Origin of the sequence: Corynebacterium bovis DSM 20582 = CIP 54.80, assembly GCF_030408615.1 — a bacterium.
GTDB classification, from domain to species: domain Bacteria; phylum Actinomycetota; class Actinomycetes; order Mycobacteriales; family Mycobacteriaceae; genus Corynebacterium; species Corynebacterium bovis.
Genome location: NZ_CP047187.1, coordinates 1,879,824 through 1,897,574 on the forward strand (window position 1 = coordinate 1,879,824; position 17,751 = coordinate 1,897,574).

The window sequence follows — 17,751 nt, forward strand, 5'->3', positions numbered from 1 at the left end:
CCCGGCGCCGCCGCCCACCGGCAGCGCCGGCCGCCCCCCCGGAGCCTCCTCCCCGGGCTCAGGCGCTGCGCTTGTCCCGCTCCGCGACCTGGTCGTGGGTGAGCCGCTGCGGCTCGCTGTCCCCGTCGACGCAGTCGGCGGTGATGACGACCTCGCCGGTGTCGTCGTCGTCCGGGATGGTGAACATCACGGGCAGGAGGATGCCCTCCATGATCGACCGCAGGCCACGGGCCCCGGTCTCCCGCTCGAGCGCCTGCCGGGCGATGGCACGCAGCGCGTCGTCGTCGAACGTGAGGCGCACCCCGTCCATCTCGAACAGCCGCTGGTACTGGCGCACGAGCGAGTTCTTCGGCTCGGTGAGGACCCGCACGAGCGCGTCCTCGTCGAGGTGACCGACGTGCGTGACGACGGGCAGGCGGCCGATGAGCTCGGGGATGAGCCCGAACTTCACGAGGTCGCCCGGCTCGACGAACTGGAACGGATCCGGCTCCTCGTCCGACTTGCCCCGGACCTCGACGCCGAAGCCGAGGCCCTTCCGGCCCCGCCGCTCGGCGATGACCTTCTCCAGCCCGGCGAACGCGCCGGCGACGATGAACAGGACGTTCTTCGTGTCGAACTGGATGAACTCCTGGTTCGGGTGCTTGCGCCCGCCCTGCGGCGGGACGGAGGCGACGGTGCCCTCGAGGATCTTCAGCAGGGCCTGCTGGACGCCCTCGCCGGACACGTCGCGGGTGATGGACGGGTTCTCCGACTTGCGGGAGATCTTGTCCACCTCGTCGACGTAGATGATGCCGCGCTGGGCCTTGGCGACGTCGAAGTCCGCGGACTGCAGGAGCTTGAGGAGGATGTTCTCGACGTCCTCACCGACGTAGCCGGCCTCGGTGAGGCTGGTGGCGTCCGCGATGGCGAAGGGCACGTCGAGCATCCGCGCGAGGGACTGGGCGAGGTAGGTCTTGCCCGAGCCGGTCGGGCCGAGCATGAGGATGTTCGACTTCGACAGTTCGACGTCGTCGTCGGAGCGGCGCGCCGAGGCGTTGGACTCCTCCACCCGGATGCGCTTGTAGTGGTTGTACACGGCGACGGCGAGGGTGCGCTTCGCGGCGTCCTGGCCGATGACGTACCGGTCGAGGAACTCGGCGATCTCCGCCGGGCGGGGCAGGTCGTCCGTCCGGTCGCGCTGGTCACCGGCGGTGACCATCTCCTCCTCGATGATCTCGTTGCACAGTTCGATGCACTCGTCGCAGATGTACACGCCGGGGCCGGCGATGAGCTTCCGGACCTGCTTCTGGCTCTTACCGCAAAACGAGCACTTGAGCAGCTCAGCGCTTTCCTGCATCGGTGCCATGGTGGTGAGGACTCTCCTGTGGACTCGCTGTACCCGGGGGCACGGGGACGTACTCCGGTGTACTCGGGTGTGCTCGGGCCGGCTCGCGCCGGCGGGGACCACGGACGGTCCCGATCATGATTCGGTCATGATACCCCCGGGTCCGGACAGTCGCGGGGAGCGACGCAGTCCCCCGGCCGGGCCGCGGGGCCCGGCCGGGGAGGTGGGCCGGGTCAGGACTGGGCGGACAGCTTGCGGTAGTCGAAGACCTGGTCGATGATCCCGTACTCCTTCGCCTCGGCGGCGGTGAGGATCTTGTCACGGTCCGTGTCGATCCGCACCTGCTCCGCGGTCCGGCCGGTGTGGCGTGCGAGCGTCGTCTCCATGAGCGTCCTCATGCGCTCGATCTCCTTGGCCTGGATCTCGAGGTCGGAGACCTGGCCCTGGACCCCGCCGGTCGCGGGCTGGTGGATGAGGACGCGCGCGTTCGGCAGCGCGGCGCGCTTGCCGGGGGTGCCGGCGGCGAGGAGCACCGCGGCGGCGGAGGCGGCCTGGCCGAGGCACACGGTCACGACGTCGGGGCGGACGTACTGCATCGTGTCGTAGATCGCCATGAGGGACGTGAAGGACCCGCCGGGCGAGTTGATGTACATGGTGATGTCCCGGTCGGGGTCCAGGCCCTCGAGGACGAGGAGCTGGGCCATGATGTCGTTCGCCGAGGCGTCGTCGACCTGGGTCCCGAGGAAGATGATGCGCTCCTCGAAGAGCTTGTTGTAGGGGTTGGACTCCTTCGCCCCGTACGTCGAGTGCTCGACGAACGACGGGAGGATGTACCGGGAGGTGGGCATCTGAGGGCCGCCCGGCTGTGCGGCGTCACCGGCGGCGTGCCGTCCCTGGCCGGTGAGCTGCGTCGCGTGGGTCACGCCCTGGGTGCTCGTGGTGTGCATGATTCGTCTCCTACCTGATCCTGTGTGTCGGGGTGCCGGTCCGCGCGGTGCTCCGCGCGGCGTCCTACTTCTCCTTGGCCGACGAGATGACGTGGTCGACGAATCCGTACTCCAGCGCCTCGTGGGCGTTGAACCACCGGTCACGGTCGGAGTCCGCCTGGATCTTCTCCAGCGGCTGGCCCGTGTGCTCGGAGATGAGCTCGGCCATCTCACGCTTCGTCGCGGCGAACTGCTCCGCCTGGATGGCGATGTCCGCCGCCGTACCACCGACACCGGCCGACGGCTGGTGCATCATGATCCGCGCGTGCGGGAGGGCGTAGCGCTTGCCCTTCGTGCCGGCGGAGAGGAGGAACTGCCCCATGGAGGCGGCGAGGCCCATGCCGTAGGTCGCGATGTCGCACGGCGCGTACTGCATCGTGTCGAAGATCGCCATGCCCGCGGTGACCGACCCGCCCGGGGAGTTGATGTACAGGGAGATGTCCCGCGACGGGTCCTCCGCCGAGAGCAGGAGGATCTGCGCGCAGAGCCGGTTGGCGATGTCGTCGTCGACCTGGCTGCCGAGGAAGATGATGCGTTCCCGCAGCAGGCGCTCGAAGACGGAGTCGTTGAGGTTCAGCCCTGCCGTGGCGTCCGCCATCCGCGGTGCCACCGGACCGCCCGCGACGGACCCGTTCCGGTCGCGCCCGGAAAAGTCGTTCGTGCTCATTGTTCTCCTCGGTCTCGTTCTCGGTGTGCGCGGCCCCGGGTCGTGTCACCACGGGTGGGGGCCGCGCCGGACTCACTGCGTCACCACCCTAGTCAATGGTCCGGGGGTGGTGGGCCGGGACGACGCCGTGTTCGCTGTCAGCGCACGGAACGCCGCGCGGCCCCACGCGGTGGGGCGCGGCGCGGTCGCCCGGGGCGGGGCCGGGCCCCGCCGTCCGCGTGCCGCCGCCCGGGCCGGCGGTGCCGGTGGGCGGCGCCGTGAACGGCGACAACACCCGGTCACGGGCGTGGCCGGGTGCTGTCGTCGGTGGGGCGGAGGTGCGCCGTCACGCCGGCGACCGGCGTGGCGGGGTGTCACCGTCCCCGGGGAGGTGTCCTAGTCGTCGGACGCCTTCCCGGTGCTCTTCGTGGAGCTCTTCTTCGCCGTGGACTTCGTGGCGGTCGACTTCTTGGCGGTCGACTTCTTCGCGGTGGACTTCGTCGCCGCGGCGTCGTCGTCCTTCTTCGCGGCGGTGGACTTCTTCGCCGTCGACTTCTTCGCGGTGGACTTCTTCGTGGTCTTCTTCGCGTCCTTCGCGTCGTCCTTCTTGTCGGACTTCGCCTCGGACTTCTTCGCGTCCTTCGCGTCATCCTTCTTGTCGGACTTCGCCTCGGACTTCGCGTCGGACTTCTTCGCGGCCTTCTTCCCGTCCTTCGCGTCGGCGTCAGCCTCGGCGTCGGCGTCGGAGCCCTCGGCGGACTCGTCGCCGAAGAACTCCTTCGGGTCGATGCTCGCGCCCTCGGTGTCGGCGACGGTGACCTTGCAGATGTTCAGCGCGAGGGCCTTGCCGCGCCGGACGTCGGCGAAGAGGTTCGCGATCTGGCCGGACTGCTGCAGCTGCATGACGAACTGGTTCGGGTCCATGCCGTACCGCTGCGCGGTGAACATGATGTGGTCCGTGAGCTCCTGCTGGCTGACCTCGGGCTTCTCGATGTCCGCGAGGGCGTCGAGGAAGAGCTGGGTGCGCACGGAGTCCTCGGCGGCCTCGCGGCTGTCGGCCTCGAACTTCTCGCGGGTGATGTCCTGCGCGGCGAGCATCTGCTCGAAGATCTTCTCGTCGCCGCCGAACTGCTGGAGGAGCTGCTGCATCTGGCCGTCGACCTGCTCCTTGACGACGGACTCGGGCAGCGGCACCTCGGTCTTCTCAAGGGCGGCGGCGAGGACCTTGTCGCGGATCTCCGCGGCCTGGGCGCCCTTCTTCTGCTCCTCGACCTGGCCGACGAGGGACTCCCGCAGCTCGTCGAGGGTGTCGAACTCGGAGGCGAGCTGCGCGAAGTCGTCGTCGAGCTCCGGGAGCTCCCGCTCCTTGACCGACTTCACCGTGACGGTGACCTCGGCCTCCTCGTTGGCGTGGTCGCCGGCGACGAGGGTGGAGGTGAAGGTCTTCTCCTCGCCCTCCTTCATGCCGACGAGCGCCTCGTCGAGGCCGTCGATGAGCTCGTTCTCGCCGACCTGGTGGGAGAGCCCCTCGGTGCTCGCCTCGTCGACGGCCTCACCGTCGACGGTGGCGGACAGGTCGATGGACACGAAGTCGCCCTCGGCGACGGCCCGGTCGACGGGCTTGAGCGTCCCGAAGCGGGCGCGCAGCGAGTCGAGCTCCGCCTGCACGGCGTCGTCGTCGGCGGCGAGCGGCTCGACCTCGACGGAGATCGACGCGAAGTCCGGCACGTCGATCTCGGGGCGGACGTCGACCTCGGCGGTGAACGTCACGGACTCGTTGTCCTTGAGCTCGGCGATGTCGATCTCGGGCTGGCCCAGGACCGGCAGGCTGTGCTCGTCGACGGCGGCACCGTACCGGGACGGGAGCATCTCGTTGAGGACCTGGTCGAGGATCACACCGCGGCCGAGGCGGGCCTCGAGGATCTTCGGCGGCACCTTACCGCGCCGGAAACCAGGCATGTTCACCTGCTGGGCGAGGCTGGCGTACGCCTTGTCGAACTCCGGCTTCAGCTCCTCGAAGGGAACCTCAACGGTGATCTTCGTGCGGGTCGCGCTCAGCTGTTCAACGGAGCTCTTCACGGATGCACACTCCTGTGTGGTCTTCGGGTCGTCGGCGACTCCGCTGTGGGGTGTCACCGGAAATGGTCGGTTGCTGATTTTATCGGGGTGCCGACCGGCGGGGCCGTGCGGGGTCCACACGTGAGCCGTCGGTCACCAGTCGGGATAGCGGGATTCGAACCCACGACCCCTCGCTCCCAAAGCGAGTGCGCTACCAAGCTGCGCCATATCCCGGTCGCCACCGTCACCACCGGAGGGGACGACGGCCACCGTCGCCCGGGTCCGGGGTGGGTGCCCGTCGCCTGCGGTGATCCGGGTCACCCGTGCCGTGTCCCGGGGGTCCCGCGCCGCGGACCGCGGGCCGCGGCCGGGCACGGTCGGGTCGGCGCAGGCCGGTGACGTGCGCGACCAACTGTACGTGGTGGGTTCGCGCGACGCTACAGCCGGGGCCCCTTTGCCTGACGGGTCCGACCCCCGGGTCGCGCGCCCCGGTGGGCACCCCGGCGGACACCCCCGACGGGTCCCGTCGCGCGGCCCGCGGACGGCCCCGGCGGGTCCGGCCCGGCGCCGACGGCGATCCCCGGAACGACGGAGGCCCCGGAACGACGGTGGGCCGGAACGACCGAGCCCCGGGACGACGGCGCCCCGGGATGACCGGGCTCGGGAACGACGGACGCCCCGGAACGGCGGCGCCCCCGGAACGACAGTCGCCCCGGGCCGACGCGATCATCGACCCGGGGCGACCGGTGGTCCCCCGCGTCCGCCGGGCTGAACCGGGCGGGGCGGAGGGGGTGTGGAGGGAACGACGGGAATCGAACCCGCGTCTTCAGCTTGGAAGGCTGAGGTATTAGCCACTATACGACGTTCCCGGGCGGTCACCTGCGGTGACCTGCTGCGGTGTCCGGGCTGCGGGGCCCGGTACGTCACCGGCCCGCGGGGACCGGACCGGTTCACGACCATACACCACCGCGTCGCCGCCGACGAAACCCCCGGGCCCGGTCCGGGCGGCGGCCCCGACCGTGCTCCCGGCCGCGCTCCCGGTCGCGTTCCCCGTCGCGCTCCCAGTCGCGTTCCGCGGGCCGCCGGACCGCCGGCCCCCTCCGTCCACCGTGCTCCCGGACGGCCATCTTGGCCGCGTCCACCTCCGCCGTCGCGGACGCGGCCGCGTTCACGTCCACTGTCACGACCGTGTTCATGTCCCGGCCACGGGACGTGCACCGGCTCCTCGCCGCCGGGACACCGGGACGCCACCGCGGGGTCACCCGGGTGCCCTACGCTCCCCGGACCATGACGTCCACGACCCCCGACCCCGCCGACCACTCCTCCGACCGCGCCGACCGTCCGCACCCGGACACCACCGGCACCGGCACCGCCGACGCCACCCGCCCCGCCCCCACCACGGCCGACTCCCCCGCCGCCACCGCCGACCCGGACACCCCGACCCCGGCCCGGGGCGGGGTGTCCCGCCGCGCGGTCCTCCGGGCGGGCGCCCTCGGTGCCGCGGCGGCCGCGGCGGGCGTCGCGGGGTCGTCCCTCCTGCCCGGCCCGCTGCTCGACCGCCTGGCCGAGGCCGCCCCGGCGGGGTCGCTGCGCGACGTCCGCCACGTGATCTTCCTCATGCAGGAGAACCGCGCCTTCGACCACTACTTCGGCAGCCTCCGGGGCGTGCAGGGGTTCAGTGACCCGGCCCCGCTGCGTCGCCGCGACGGCGGCACCGTGTTCGAACAGCGCACCGCGGATGGTTCGACCGTGCTCCCGTTTCTGATCCGGAATGCGGCGGGACGGCAGAACATGAACGCGGAGAACGTCGACGCCCTCGACCACGAGTGGGACAGCGGGCAGCAGGCGTTGGACGGCGGATGGTGCGACCGGTGGGTGCCGGCCAAGACGGCGTCGACAATGGCCTTCTACGACCGCCGCGACCTGCCCTTCCACTACGAGCTCGCGGACGCCTTCACCATCTGCGACCAGTACTTCTGCTCGGTGCCCACGAGCACCTCCCCGAACCGCAACTACTGGTTCTCCGGGTGGACCGGCTGGGAGCCGCACGCCCCGGGGACGCGGGCCGTCGACAACCGGGCCTACGACGACGGCCACCCGGGCTACGACTGGCCGTGCCTCGCGGAGATCCTCGACACCGCCGGAGTGGGATGGAAGGTCTACCAGGAGTGGGACAACTTCACGGACAACAACCTGGAGTACTTCCACTACACGAAAGCCGTCTCCCGGAAGGTCTTCGACCGGTGGGGCAGTGTCGGGGAGAACTACTACTCCGCCCTCGCGAAGGCCGTCGCGGACGGGGACGGGGCCACCCGCCGCCGCCTGGAGGACCAGCTCGCCGACCGCCTCGCCACCCTCACCGACGACGAACGCCGGCTGTTCGACCTCGCCCTGTACCGCTCCCCGACCGGCACGCTGACGGACCGCGTCGCCGCCGACATCCGCGCCGGCACCCTCCCGGAGGTCTCGTGGATCGTCGCGGGCACGGACGAGTCGGAGCACCCCTCGGGCTCGTCGCCGCGCGCGTCGGCGAACCTCATCCACCGCCTCCTCGACGCCCTCGGCCGCTCCCCGGAGACGTGGCGCCACACGGCCGTGTTCATCACCTACGACGAGAACGACGGCTACTTCGACCACGTCCCGCCGCCGCGCCCCCCGGAGGGCGAACCGGACGAGTGGTACCGGGGCCTGCCGATGGGACTGGGCAACCGGGTCCCGATGATCGTCGTCTCCCCGTGGACCGTCGGCGGCCACCGCTGCTCCGAGGTCCACGACCACACGTCGGCCGCCCGCTTCCTCGAACGGTGGAAGGGCATCACGGTCCCGACGGTCTCCGCGTGGCGCCGCCGGGTGTGCGGCGACCTCACCGGGGCGTTCGACTTCTCCACCCCCGAGGCGTACACCCCGACCACCGCCCCGGCACCCGCCGACCCGCTCACGCCACGGTGGACCCCCGACCCGCCGGAGGAGCCGGTCATGCCGTACCAGGAGCCGGGAACCCGCCCGCAGCGGCCGCTGCCCTACCGGGTGTCGGCCACGGCCGAGCCCATCCCGGACGGCCGTCACCTGCGGCTGACGTTGCGCAACGCCGGCCCCCGGCACGCGAACCTGCTGGTCCACCCGTTCCACGACCCGCACGCGACGGTCGGCGCCCACGACGTCCTCGGCGAGGTCACCGTCGACGTGCCGCTGCGGGACGGCCGGTGGGATGTCACGATCACGGGCCCGGCCGGGTTCCGCGCCGATTTCCGCGGTGACCTCGGCGGCGGCCGGCCGGGCGGGTCCCGCGGGCCCGCCGGGTCGGGGTCCGCGGATCAGCCCTCACCGGTCAGCTCCAGGTAGCGGGCGAAGAGCAGGTCCCGGCGCACCCGCTCCGTGACGGGGCCCGGGGACGCGCCGAACGCCGCGTCCACGACGCGGTCGAGGGCGTCGTGCGCCGCGCGCAGCGCCGGGTCCATCGCCGCCGGGTCGTACGCCTCGGCCAGGCTGCGCCCCGGGTGCAGCGCCCGCGCGGCGAGCACGCCCCGGCCCGCGGCGACGACGGCGGCCCGGCTGGCGGCGTCGAGAACCGGCACCGGCAGGTTGTTCCACGTCACCGTGTTCGACAGGCTCAGCGAGGACCCCAGCCGGCCCCCGACGGTCCGCATCCACGTCACCGCCATCGACGACGACGCGAGACCGAACAGCACGCCCCCGTCGTCCGGCGCGGCGTAGACCTTGTTCGACACGACGACCCCCGGGGCCAGCGCCGCGACCGGCAGGTACGGCCGGAGCTCCGAGCTGACCTCCGGCAGGCCGACGACCGGCCCCGCGGCGGTGAACCCGCGCTGCCGGAACAGGTGGTCGTGCCGGAACGCGCGCGTGGACTCCGCCCGGGACGCGGCACGGAACGCCCGCACCGCCGCGAGCCTCCGCCGCAGCTCCGGCGACCGCTCCAGGTCGGCGGGGTCCGCGTCGACGAGCCACAGGCACCACCGCCGCCCGCCGTGGAGCAGCTCCCGGGAGCCCACGTACGGCCGCAGGTACCGCGCCGCGACCGGGTCGGCGGCCACCCGCGCGTACTCCTCCGGCCCCACGACGAGGTGACCGCCGTCGACCGGCTTCGACCCGTACGCCAGCGGCGGCACCTCCGGGCTCAACGGCCGGGGGCGTTTCTCCACGAGCACCATCGGCCCGTCCACGAGGTACGCGTTGATCGAGGTCCCGACGGGCACCTCCACCGGCCGGCCGTCCGGGCCCGGGTGGTCCCACAGCACCGGCGGCGGGTGCCCCTCGCGGTCGAACCCGATGATGACGCAGCGCACCGCCGCCCGCCCCGGCACCTCCGAGGTCCACGGGAACGTCCGGTGGGCGAACCGGATCCGCCAGCCCTCCCGGACGATCGGGCGGAACAGCCGGGCCGGCTGGTCGCCCTGGGTGACCGAGCTCGTCGTCACGAAGGCGAACGCGCCCCGCCGGTCCGCCAGCAGCCGGAGCGTCCGGGCGTGCCAGCCGGTGGCGTAGTCCAGGCGGGACAGCTGCACGCCCGGGCCCCACGCGGCCCGCAGGTCCCGGAGCTGGTCCGGGGTGCGCGTGTGGTCGCCGAGGAACGGCGGGTTGCCGAACACGTACGTCATCCCCGGGGTGCGCGGGACGACGGCCCGCCAGTCGAGGCGCAGGGCGTTGGCGTGGATGATGTGCGCGGTGGCGGGGGCGGTGGCGGTGCGCGCGGTGGCGGGTGCGGCGGGGGTCGTCGCGGTGGCGGGGGCGGCGGGGGACGTCGCGGTGGCGGGGGCGGGTACGGCGGCGGGGTCGGCGTCCACGTGCCCGGCGACGGCGGCGGCGAGCGCGCGGTCCGCCAGGTGCCCGGCGAGCGTCATGACCGTCCCGGCGACCGTCGCCGACCACCCGTTGATCTCGATGCCGTGGAACTGCCCGAGGCTCACCCGCTGCTCGGCGCGCGCCCGCTCCCCCGCGCCCGACGCACGGGCGGCACCACCGCCCCGGCCGTGGCCGACGGGCCCGCCGGCGGAGGGGTCCGTCGTCCCCCTCCTCACCCCTGCACCCGGCCCACCCCCCTCCCCCTCCTGCTTCCGCTCCTGCTCCCGCTCGCGCTCGCGCTCGCGCCCGAGGATCGCGACGATGACCTCCGTCTCCACCGCGCGCATCTCCCGGTACGCGACGGCGAGGAAGTTCCCGCACCCGCACGCGGGGTCGACGACGACCGTCTCCGCGAGCCGGTCGCGGAAGCGCCGGAGCTCCGCGACGGTGGTGGACGGGTCGCGGAGCAGGCGCCGCGCCTCCGCCCGGAGCTCGTCGAAGAACAGGGGGTCGACGACCCTGAGGATGTTCTCCTCGGTCGTGTAGTGCTCGCCGCCGGCCCGCCGGTCCTTCGCGGACGTCACCAGCTGGAGGGCCGACCCGAACACCGCCGGGGAGATGCGCGTCCACCGGAACCGGCACGCGGCGAGCAGCGCCTCACGCACGTCGGCGGGGAGGGCGCCCGGGGGACACTCCTCGGCGAACAGGCCGTCGGTCACGGGCGGGAACCCGGCCATCGCCGCCGGGACGTGCCGACGGTCCCCCTCCGCGGTGCCGAGCAGCCGGAACAGGCGGGCGAGCTGCGGGCCGAGCGTGGCCGGGGTCGTGTGGTGGAGGACGAAACGGTGGAACAGGCCGGGTTCCCACAGGCCGGCGTCGTCACCGTAGAGCAGGAACAGCAGGCGCGTGAGGACGACCGCGGTCCGGCGGGACCGGCCGGCACCGGTGGGGGCGTACCCGGCGCCGGCGGAGGCGTACGCTGCGCCCGTGTGCGCGTGCCCGGCCCTGTCCCCGGTCAGCGCGGCGTGGAGGTCCGTCATGAGCCGGAGCGCCCGGGCGGGGTCACGCAGCGGCGCAGCATCTGTGCAGCGCGTCACGCGGCGAACGTATCACATCCGCAGCACGCCGGGAACGGTTCCCGCGGAGTCCGTTCAGCCGGTCACCCGGGGACCGCGGACAGGGCCCGGACGAGCTGCGGAACCCATTCCGGGAAGGAGAAAGTCGCGGCGGTGAATATTACTCCACCGCTGTTCCGGATATCTCCCGGGAACGAGCCCGGAGTGATCAGGTCACCGGGAACCCACGGCGGAGCGGCGTCGGTTCGGGATGAACTCCGTTGGGCCGGGAATGGCCGGGAATGGCGCCGAGTGGCACAGAATGCCCCGGAATGGCGTCCGACGCATTCAGGTGCACTTAATCTCGCACGCATCCGGGACGACCGGGCCGACCCGCCCCCGCGCGGCCACCTCCGGGACCGCCCGGCACCGTCCGCCCCGCCCCGCGCGGGTCAGAGCCCCTTGAAGCTCGACGGCCGCGGGATGTTGCGCAGGTTCGACCGGGCCATGCCCAGCATCTTGCCCACGCCACCCTCGAGGACGGTGCGCGTCGCCGCGCGGGTGAAGCCGGCGACCTGCTCGAGGGAGATCTCCGGCGGGATGGACAGCGCGTTCGGGTCCGTGACCACGTCGACGAGCACCGGGCCGTCGTGCGCGAGGGCCTTCCGCAGCATCGGCTCGACGTCCTCCGGCTTCTCGATGCGGAAGGACGTGATGCCGCAGGCCTGCGCGATGTCGGCGTAATTGACCTTCTCGTGGTCCGTGCCGAAGTCCGGCAGGCCGGCGACGAGCATCTCCAGCTTGACCATGCCGAGCGTGGAGTTGTTGTACACGATCGTCTTCACCGGCAGCTGGTGGAGCTTCACCGTCAGCAGCTCGCCGAGGAGCATCCCCAGCCCGCCGTCGCCGCTCATGGAGATGACCTGGCGGTTCCGGTCCGCGGCCTGCGCGCCCATGGCCTGCGGCAGCGCGTTCGCCATCGTGCCGTGGCGGAAGGAGGCGAGGAGCCGCCGGTTCGCGGACGGCGTGATGTACCGCGCCTGCCACACATTGCACATGCCGGTGTCGGCGGTGAACACGGCGTCGTCGTCGGCGAGCTCGTCGAGGACGTAGGAGACGTACTCCGGGTGGATGGGCGTCCGGCTGCTGATGTTCTTCGTGTACGCCTCGATGACGTGGTGGAGGTTCTTCTCCTGCTTGCGGAGCATCGAGTCGAGGAAGCTGCGGTCGGTCTTCTCGCTGATGAGGGGGAGGAGGTCCTCGATCGTCGCGGCGACGTCACCGACGACCGGGAGGGACACCGCGGTCCGACGCCCGATGTTCGCGCCCTTGATGTCGATCTGGGCGGTCAGGGTCTTCCGGGGCAGGAACTCCGAGTACGGGAAGTCGGTGCCGACGAGGATGAGCAGGTCGGCCTCGTCGAAGGCGTCGTTGCACGCGCCGTAGCCGAGGAGGCCGGACATGCCGACGTCGTACGGGTTGTCGTAGTGGAGGTACTCCTTGCCGCCGTAGGCGTGCCCGACCGGGGCCTTGATCTTCTCGGCGAGGGCGAAGACCTGCTCGCGCGCGCCGGCGCAGCCCGCACCGCCGAAGAGCGTGACCTTCTCCGCCTTGTTGACGGCGTCCGCGAGGGCCCGGACCTGGTCGTGGTCGGGGCGGACCCGGTGCGACGACGTCGCGTACGCGCTGTCGATCGCGGGGGTGTCGACGGCGTCGTCGGCGGCGATGTCACCGGGGATGACGATGACGGACACGCCGTTGCCGGCGACCGTGGACTGGATGGCGTTGTGCAGGATCGTCGCACCCTGGCGGGCGGAGTTCACCATCTCGCAGTACCCGGAGCACTCCTGGAACAGCGCCTCCGGGTGCGTCTCCTGGAAGTAGTGGGAGCCGATGAAGTGCGACGGGATGTGGCTGGCGATCGCGAGGACCTTCGCCCCGTTGCGGTGGGAGTCGTAGAGCCCCTGGATGAGGTGCGTGTTCCCCGGCCCGCACGACCCGGCACACACGGCGAGGTCGCCGGTGACGACGGACTCCGCGCCGGCGGCGAACGCCGCCGCCTCCTCGTTGCGCACGTGGAACCACTCGATGGAGCTGCGCTTCACCGCGTCGACGATGGGGTTGAGGCTGTCGCCGACGAGACCGAAGATCCGCTTCACCCCCTGCTTCTCGAGGGTCTCCACCAGCTGCTCAGCATAGGTTTTCGCCATGGTCAGTCCTTCCCCGGGTGCACCGGTTCGTGCGTGGTGTCTGTCCGCCGCGGGAGCCGGTGTCGCCGTCCCTGCGGCCCGTGTGACCTGCGCCGGGGCATCCCCCCGGGCCCGGCGGCACGGTGTACGTCCATCCAGCGTAGACACGTGCGGACGGCGTCGCCACGGCCCCGCCGCCGGTGGGCGGGAAACCGAACTCACCGGACGGCCGGTGTGGGGTCACCCTCGTTCACCCGCCGCGCGCACCCCTCGACGCGGTGGGGACGGCTCCTCCCCGGTGCCGGGGACGCCCCACGCGGCCGAGCCGCGGATGTGGTTCCCCCGTACGGTTACCCCCGTTGAAATTCCAAAACTCAGGTTCCGAAAACCCCAGTACAACCGCTACCCACAGACGGACATGAGCCCTTGATGAGCCCCCTCAGACGACGCTCAGGTCCGTGTGTCACCGCCGCTGTGGTCACGGCACGTAACCGCCCCCTCCCGCGGGCCGTCGGGAACAACGTTCAGGACGGTCACAGTTTCGGGGAATAAATTCAGATATTGAAATATGTAATATACATCAGATCAGCTGGGGTATCAGTTGGACAAGTATCACGGTTGAGATTGTCACTGAGAACGGAGGTCACTAGGGTCGAACGCATGACTCCGAAAATCATCGACTCTGACACAGGGCATGAACTGTGGACGGCGGCACAGTGCGCGGAGCACTCGGGCACGGCGCTTGGCACGTTCACGAGCTACGCCGGTCGTGGGCGCGCCCCCCAGCCCGTCGCCAAGTACCACGGCCTGACCCTGTGGGACGCTGAGGTCATCAAGGACTGGCACCAGGAGCGCCGGAAGAGCTCCAGCGCCAGTGCACGCTCCTGACCCACCGCACCACATCGCTGACCGAGACAGTTCACCCGTTTCCGGCGGCGCACCTGCTGACGGACCCGCATTCCGCCACCCGTCACCGCCTCCATCTCCCGAGACGTCCCATCGGCCCGACCGGCCCGGCGGGGCGTCTCAGACATGTCGGGGCCGCTCCTCCCCCGCCCCCGCTCCCGGCACCGGGACCCGGGCCGGGCACGACGCGGGCCCCGTCGGAAAATAAATTCGACCGTGACACTCCGGGGCCGGAGAGCCGGCACCCGAACCCCCTCCCGCACGGCTGTATCACGTGACCGCGCGGCGGCTGTACCACGTGGCCGCGCGACGGCTGCACCAGCTGACCCCACCGCGCGGCACAGCACCGCACGGCACGGCGCCACGCGGCACAGCACCGCGCGGCAGGGCCCGGCCTCACGGGCGGCCCGGCCCGGCGTGACGTCCTACGCGTCCTCCCCCGCAGCCGGCAGCGCCGGGGCCACCCCGGTCCGCTCGTACTCGGCGAGGATGTCGATCCGCCGCTGGTGCCGCTCCGCCTCCGACCAGGGCTGCTCGATGAAGGCGTCGACGATCGCCAGCGCCTCCTCCTTCGTGTGCATCCGCCCGCCGATCCCGATGAGCTGGGCGTTGTTGTGCTCGCGCGCGAGCTTCGCGGTCTCGACGGACCACGCCAGCGCGCATCGGGCGCCCGGGACCTTGTTCGCCGCGATCTGCTCACCGTTGCCGGAGCCGCCGAACACGATGCCCAGGGAGCCCTCGTCCGCCACGGTGCGGCGGGCCGCCTCGACGCAGAACGCCGGGTAGTCGTCGTCGGGGTCGTAGGTCAACGCGCCGCAGTCGACGACGTCGTGCCCCGCTGTCCGCAGGTGGTCGGCGACGGTGTTCTTGAGGTCGAAGCCGGCATGATCGGCACCAAGGTAAATTCGCATAACCCCAGTCTAACGGGCGCCCCCGCCGCCCGACCGCCCCGTCCCCGCCCACGCACGGCGCTCCGTCCACGCGCCGGCGCGGCCCCGTCCCCACGCACGGTGCTCCGCCCCCCCCCCACACCGGACCGGCCCGGCCGCCCCCCACACCGGGCGGCCGGTCGCCCCCACCGGGCGCCCGGTCCCCCGGACAGCAGAAGACCCCGTGCAGCGCAGGGCTGCACGGGGTCCGTCGTCGGTCACGTCACGCGGACGTGCCGGGTGCCGGCGTCAGCTTACTTGCTGACGGCGTCGGTGACACCCTTGATCGCGGAGGACCCGAGGTCGGAGCCGGCGAAGATGGTGTCAACGATGGCCTTGGTCAGCTTGATGGAGCTGTCGGCGATGCCGGAGAAACCCTTGAACAGAGCGTCGATCTGATCAGACATGGTGAATCCTTTCGTGAGGGGTCCTGGCACCCTTGTCGGATGCCGGTACCGCCCCAGTGTCTCAACGTGGTCTCGGCACAGTCCAGAGACTTTCGTCTACACTTTCCGCCCGCCGGATCGCCGAAAGTTCCGTCTGCAGCCCCGGTTTCGCCTGGTCACGCGCGGTTCACCGGGCGTTCACCCGGGCGTCACCCGACCCCTCCGGCCCACCCCGGCGCCACCCCCTCCCCGGGGTGTATGCGGCCCCTCCCCGGGGCCGCGTCCCACCGGCGGTGAGACCGGACGCGTGCACCTCCGTCGACGATCTCCGCATGGCACAGGCGGCAGCCACAGCAGTCACGAGGCGCGCACGAGAACGTTTGTTCTCCTGTTGTGCCCACTCGCGTGTCACCCGGTCGCGACAGTGCAGCTATCGCCATTGCGGTATACCGCACGCCGCGGTGCCGGAACCCTCTCGCGAGGGACGACGGGAACGGCGCGACAGGCAGGGAGATCACCTGAGCCAGAGAGCAAGTTGGCGGGCGATCGGCACGAGGTCCCTGGTGTTCTGTGTGGCGACATCGACAACGAAGTCTGCCACTCTGAGTGCTTCCACCTGAACGAGGTGATACCCGGACTCCTGGAGATAGGACACGGTCGACAGCCACGCCGTCCGCTTGTTCGCATCGACGAACGCATGCGCCTTGCACAATCCATGCAGTAGCGCGGCAGCACGCTCCAGGGGTGAACGGTAGAGGTACTCACCGCCGAAGGTGGCGAGTGGTGCAGCCAGCGCGCTCTCCAGCTTCCCCCGGTCAAGAAGGCTGTCTCCAGGAGTGAGCCCGAGCTCAGTTGCGTTGGCCCGGATGACAACGTCCGGAGCCAGGCAGTATTCGCCGCTCACCGATCAGCGAGAAGCTCGAGCGCGTCGGCCCAGCGCACACGGTTGTCCATCATCGTGGCTCGCTGTTGCTCAGCTGGTGACCGGCTTGCAGTGTCCCGGATGCACCCCGGCGCAGTGGGCACGTCTCCACCGGAGAACTGCTGGACTGCGTAGTAGCGCCTCATGTCGGCGACGTCGATCAGTGTGTCGCACTGAGCGTCCGCAGGAAGGCCGCCGCGAGCAGTTTTCCACGGTGCTTCCTCATGGACCAATGCGACGATCTGTTCCTTCGTCAGACTCCCGTAGTGCTCGATGACGGCGTCGATCATCGCCTTCTGTTCATCGCTGAGTTTCTCCGGGTGAGCATCCGGGATACACGTCCCCGTGTGTCCATCGCGGGAGTACTTGTTCTCCCGGTGGAGTCTCGGGGCCACAGGACCGTCCCTCCACGCCTGGAAGTCGTCCTCGATGAGCCGGTGACCCGACCAGGCCAGGGTCCAAGCCTGCGCATAGTACGTCAGCTTCTGGAGACGCCATGCATCGACCCACCCCAGCTTCGAGTAGATGTACTGCCCGACGTCGATTGCGCGAATCATGGTATCTCCTCCCTCCTGCACGGATCCGGCCGACATGCGGTGGTCCCGCCTCGTCGCTTCGCCGGATCGTTCCGGTGGTACCTGGTGTCCTGACGTCCTCAGCGATGTGCCCAGCATAGCCGGAGCGCCGCGTCGTTCCCGGTGGTTTCGCCCCGTCCGGGCGCCTTCCGGGCGGTGTCCCGTCGGCTCCCGTGCGGGACGGATGCGGGATGGCCGGTGCTCGGTGAGGGACGAACGCCGGAGACCAACCCCATTACCGCAGGTCAGATGCCTAGCTCGCGTCCGGGTTCTCGGTCCGCGAGCGCTTGAGCTCGAAGAAGTGCGGGTACCCGCCGAGCGTCACCGCGGCGTCGAACAGCGTCCCGGCCGTCTCGCCCCGCGGCACGCGGGTGAGGACGGGGCCGAAGAACGCGTGGTCGCCGAGGCGGAGGACGGGGGTCCCGACGTCGTTGCCGACGAGTTCCAGCGCCTTCGCGTGGGACTCCCGCAACTGCGGCTCGTAGGAGCCCTCCTCGTCGGGTCCGCGGTGGGCGACGTCGATGAGGGAGGCGGGGAGACCGGCCTCGGCGAGGGCCTCGCTGATGAGCCCGTCGTGACCGTGGAGCCCGGAGCCGCCGCGCTTCTCGTTGTGGATGCGGGTGCCGATGGCGGTGTAGTAGGCGTCGAGCGCCTCGGGGTGCTCGGTGTACACGGCGGCGGCGACGCGCGCCGGACCCCACGCGGCGAGCAGGTGCTCGCGGTAGCCGTCGGAGATGTCCTCGTTGTCCTCGTTGAGCACGGCGAGGCTCATCGGGGCCCACTCGACCTCGATGTCGCGGACCGTGCCGACCTCCTTGAGCCACCGGCTCGTCACCCACGCGAAGGGGCAGGTCGCGTCGAAGTACATGGTCACAGTGGTCGTGTCCGTCATGCGGGGATGTCCTCTCAGGGTCGTGCCCGGCGCGGTGGAGGCCGGGGCACCGGCAGTTCAGGCACCCACCCTACGCAGATCGC

13 protein-coding genes and 2 tRNA genes are annotated in these 17,751 nt (G+C 71.2%); 2 read left to right on the plus strand and 13 right to left on the minus strand.

The features are described from left to right. Positions 1 to 58 precede the first annotated feature (58 nt). From clpX to CBOVI_RS07615, 6 genes are all read right to left on the minus strand, one after another. On the minus strand, positions 59 to 1,336 hold the full coding sequence (gene clpX / locus CBOVI_RS07590; protein ID WP_029157998.1) for an ATP-dependent Clp protease ATP-binding subunit ClpX: 1,278 nt from the start codon (positions 1,334 to 1,336) through the stop codon (positions 59 to 61). Positions 1,337 to 1,557: 221 nt separating this feature from the next. After that, on the minus strand, positions 1,558 to 2,172 hold the full coding sequence (locus CBOVI_RS07595; RefSeq protein ID WP_029157999.1) for an ATP-dependent Clp protease proteolytic subunit: 615 nt from the start codon (positions 2,170 to 2,172) through the stop codon (positions 1,558 to 1,560). A 163-nt stretch (positions 2,173 to 2,335) separates the two neighbouring features. Further along, positions 2,336 to 2,977, minus strand: coding sequence for an ATP-dependent Clp protease proteolytic subunit (locus CBOVI_RS07600; protein WP_010272490.1), 642 nt, complete (start codon positions 2,975 to 2,977; stop codon positions 2,336 to 2,338). A 375-nt stretch (positions 2,978 to 3,352) separates the two neighbouring features. After that, entirely contained in the window at positions 3,353 to 5,035 is a 1,683-nt protein-coding gene (gene tig, locus CBOVI_RS07605) for a trigger factor (protein ID WP_010265555.1), read from the minus strand. A gap of 139 nt (positions 5,036 to 5,174) precedes the next feature. Then, positions 5,175 to 5,248: transfer RNA gene (locus CBOVI_RS07610), tRNA-Pro, on the minus strand. A 560-nt stretch (positions 5,249 to 5,808) separates the two neighbouring features. Beyond that, positions 5,809 to 5,883, minus strand: a tRNA-Gly gene (locus CBOVI_RS07615). A 418-nt stretch (positions 5,884 to 6,301) separates the two neighbouring features. Between CBOVI_RS07615 and CBOVI_RS07620 the strand changes: the two genes are divergently transcribed. After that, positions 6,302 to 8,356, plus strand: a complete 2,055-nt coding sequence (locus CBOVI_RS07620; RefSeq protein ID WP_183273604.1) for an alkaline phosphatase family protein — start codon at positions 6,302 to 6,304, stop codon at positions 8,354 to 8,356. Here the strand turns inward: CBOVI_RS07620 and CBOVI_RS07625 are convergent. Both CBOVI_RS07625 and CBOVI_RS07630 read right to left on the minus strand, forming a co-directional pair. Further along, complete coding sequence (locus tag CBOVI_RS07625; protein WP_183273603.1) at positions 8,329 to 10,911, minus strand: DNA methyltransferase; 2,583 nt, start codon at positions 10,909 to 10,911, stop codon at positions 8,329 to 8,331. The genes CBOVI_RS07620 and CBOVI_RS07625 overlap by 28 nt on opposite strands. 410 nt (positions 10,912 to 11,321) lie before the next feature. Then, the gene (locus tag CBOVI_RS07630; RefSeq protein WP_029158061.1) at positions 11,322 to 13,079 is read right to left on the minus strand and encodes a pyruvate dehydrogenase; all 1,758 of its coding nucleotides are present in this window, start codon (positions 13,077 to 13,079) and stop codon (positions 11,322 to 11,324) included. 639 nt (positions 13,080 to 13,718) lie between these two features. Here CBOVI_RS07630 and CBOVI_RS07635 point away from each other — a divergent pair. Next, positions 13,719 to 13,946: a hypothetical protein gene (locus CBOVI_RS07635; RefSeq protein WP_010274279.1), complete on the plus strand. Its 228-nt coding sequence runs from the start codon at positions 13,719 to 13,721 to the stop codon at positions 13,944 to 13,946. Positions 13,947 to 14,389: 443 nt separating this feature from the next. Here CBOVI_RS07635 and CBOVI_RS07640 read toward each other — a convergent pair whose 3' ends face one another. The 5 genes from CBOVI_RS07640 to CBOVI_RS07660 form a co-directional block, all read right to left on the minus strand. Then, positions 14,390 to 14,875, minus strand: a complete 486-nt coding sequence (locus CBOVI_RS07640) for a ribose-5-phosphate isomerase (protein ID WP_010274281.1) — start codon at positions 14,873 to 14,875, stop codon at positions 14,390 to 14,392. Between the two features lie 272 nt (positions 14,876 to 15,147). Beyond that, positions 15,148 to 15,300: a hypothetical protein gene (locus CBOVI_RS07645; RefSeq protein ID WP_010274283.1), complete on the minus strand. Its 153-nt coding sequence runs from the start codon at positions 15,298 to 15,300 to the stop codon at positions 15,148 to 15,150. 493 nt (positions 15,301 to 15,793) lie between these two features. Then, complete coding sequence (locus CBOVI_RS07650; protein ID WP_010274285.1) at positions 15,794 to 16,183, minus strand: type II toxin-antitoxin system death-on-curing family toxin; 390 nt, start codon at positions 16,181 to 16,183, stop codon at positions 15,794 to 15,796. After that, complete coding sequence (locus CBOVI_RS07655) at positions 16,180 to 16,758, minus strand: Panacea domain-containing protein (RefSeq protein ID WP_010274287.1); 579 nt, start codon at positions 16,756 to 16,758, stop codon at positions 16,180 to 16,182. Before CBOVI_RS07655 ends, CBOVI_RS07650 begins: the two co-directional genes overlap by 4 nt. 271 nt (positions 16,759 to 17,029) lie before the next feature. Further along, a complete protein-coding gene (locus CBOVI_RS07660; protein ID WP_010274289.1) occupies positions 17,030 to 17,668 on the minus strand; it encodes a mycothiol-dependent nitroreductase Rv2466c family protein in 639 nt (212 codons plus the stop codon). Between the last annotated feature and the right edge of the window lie 83 nt (positions 17,669 to 17,751).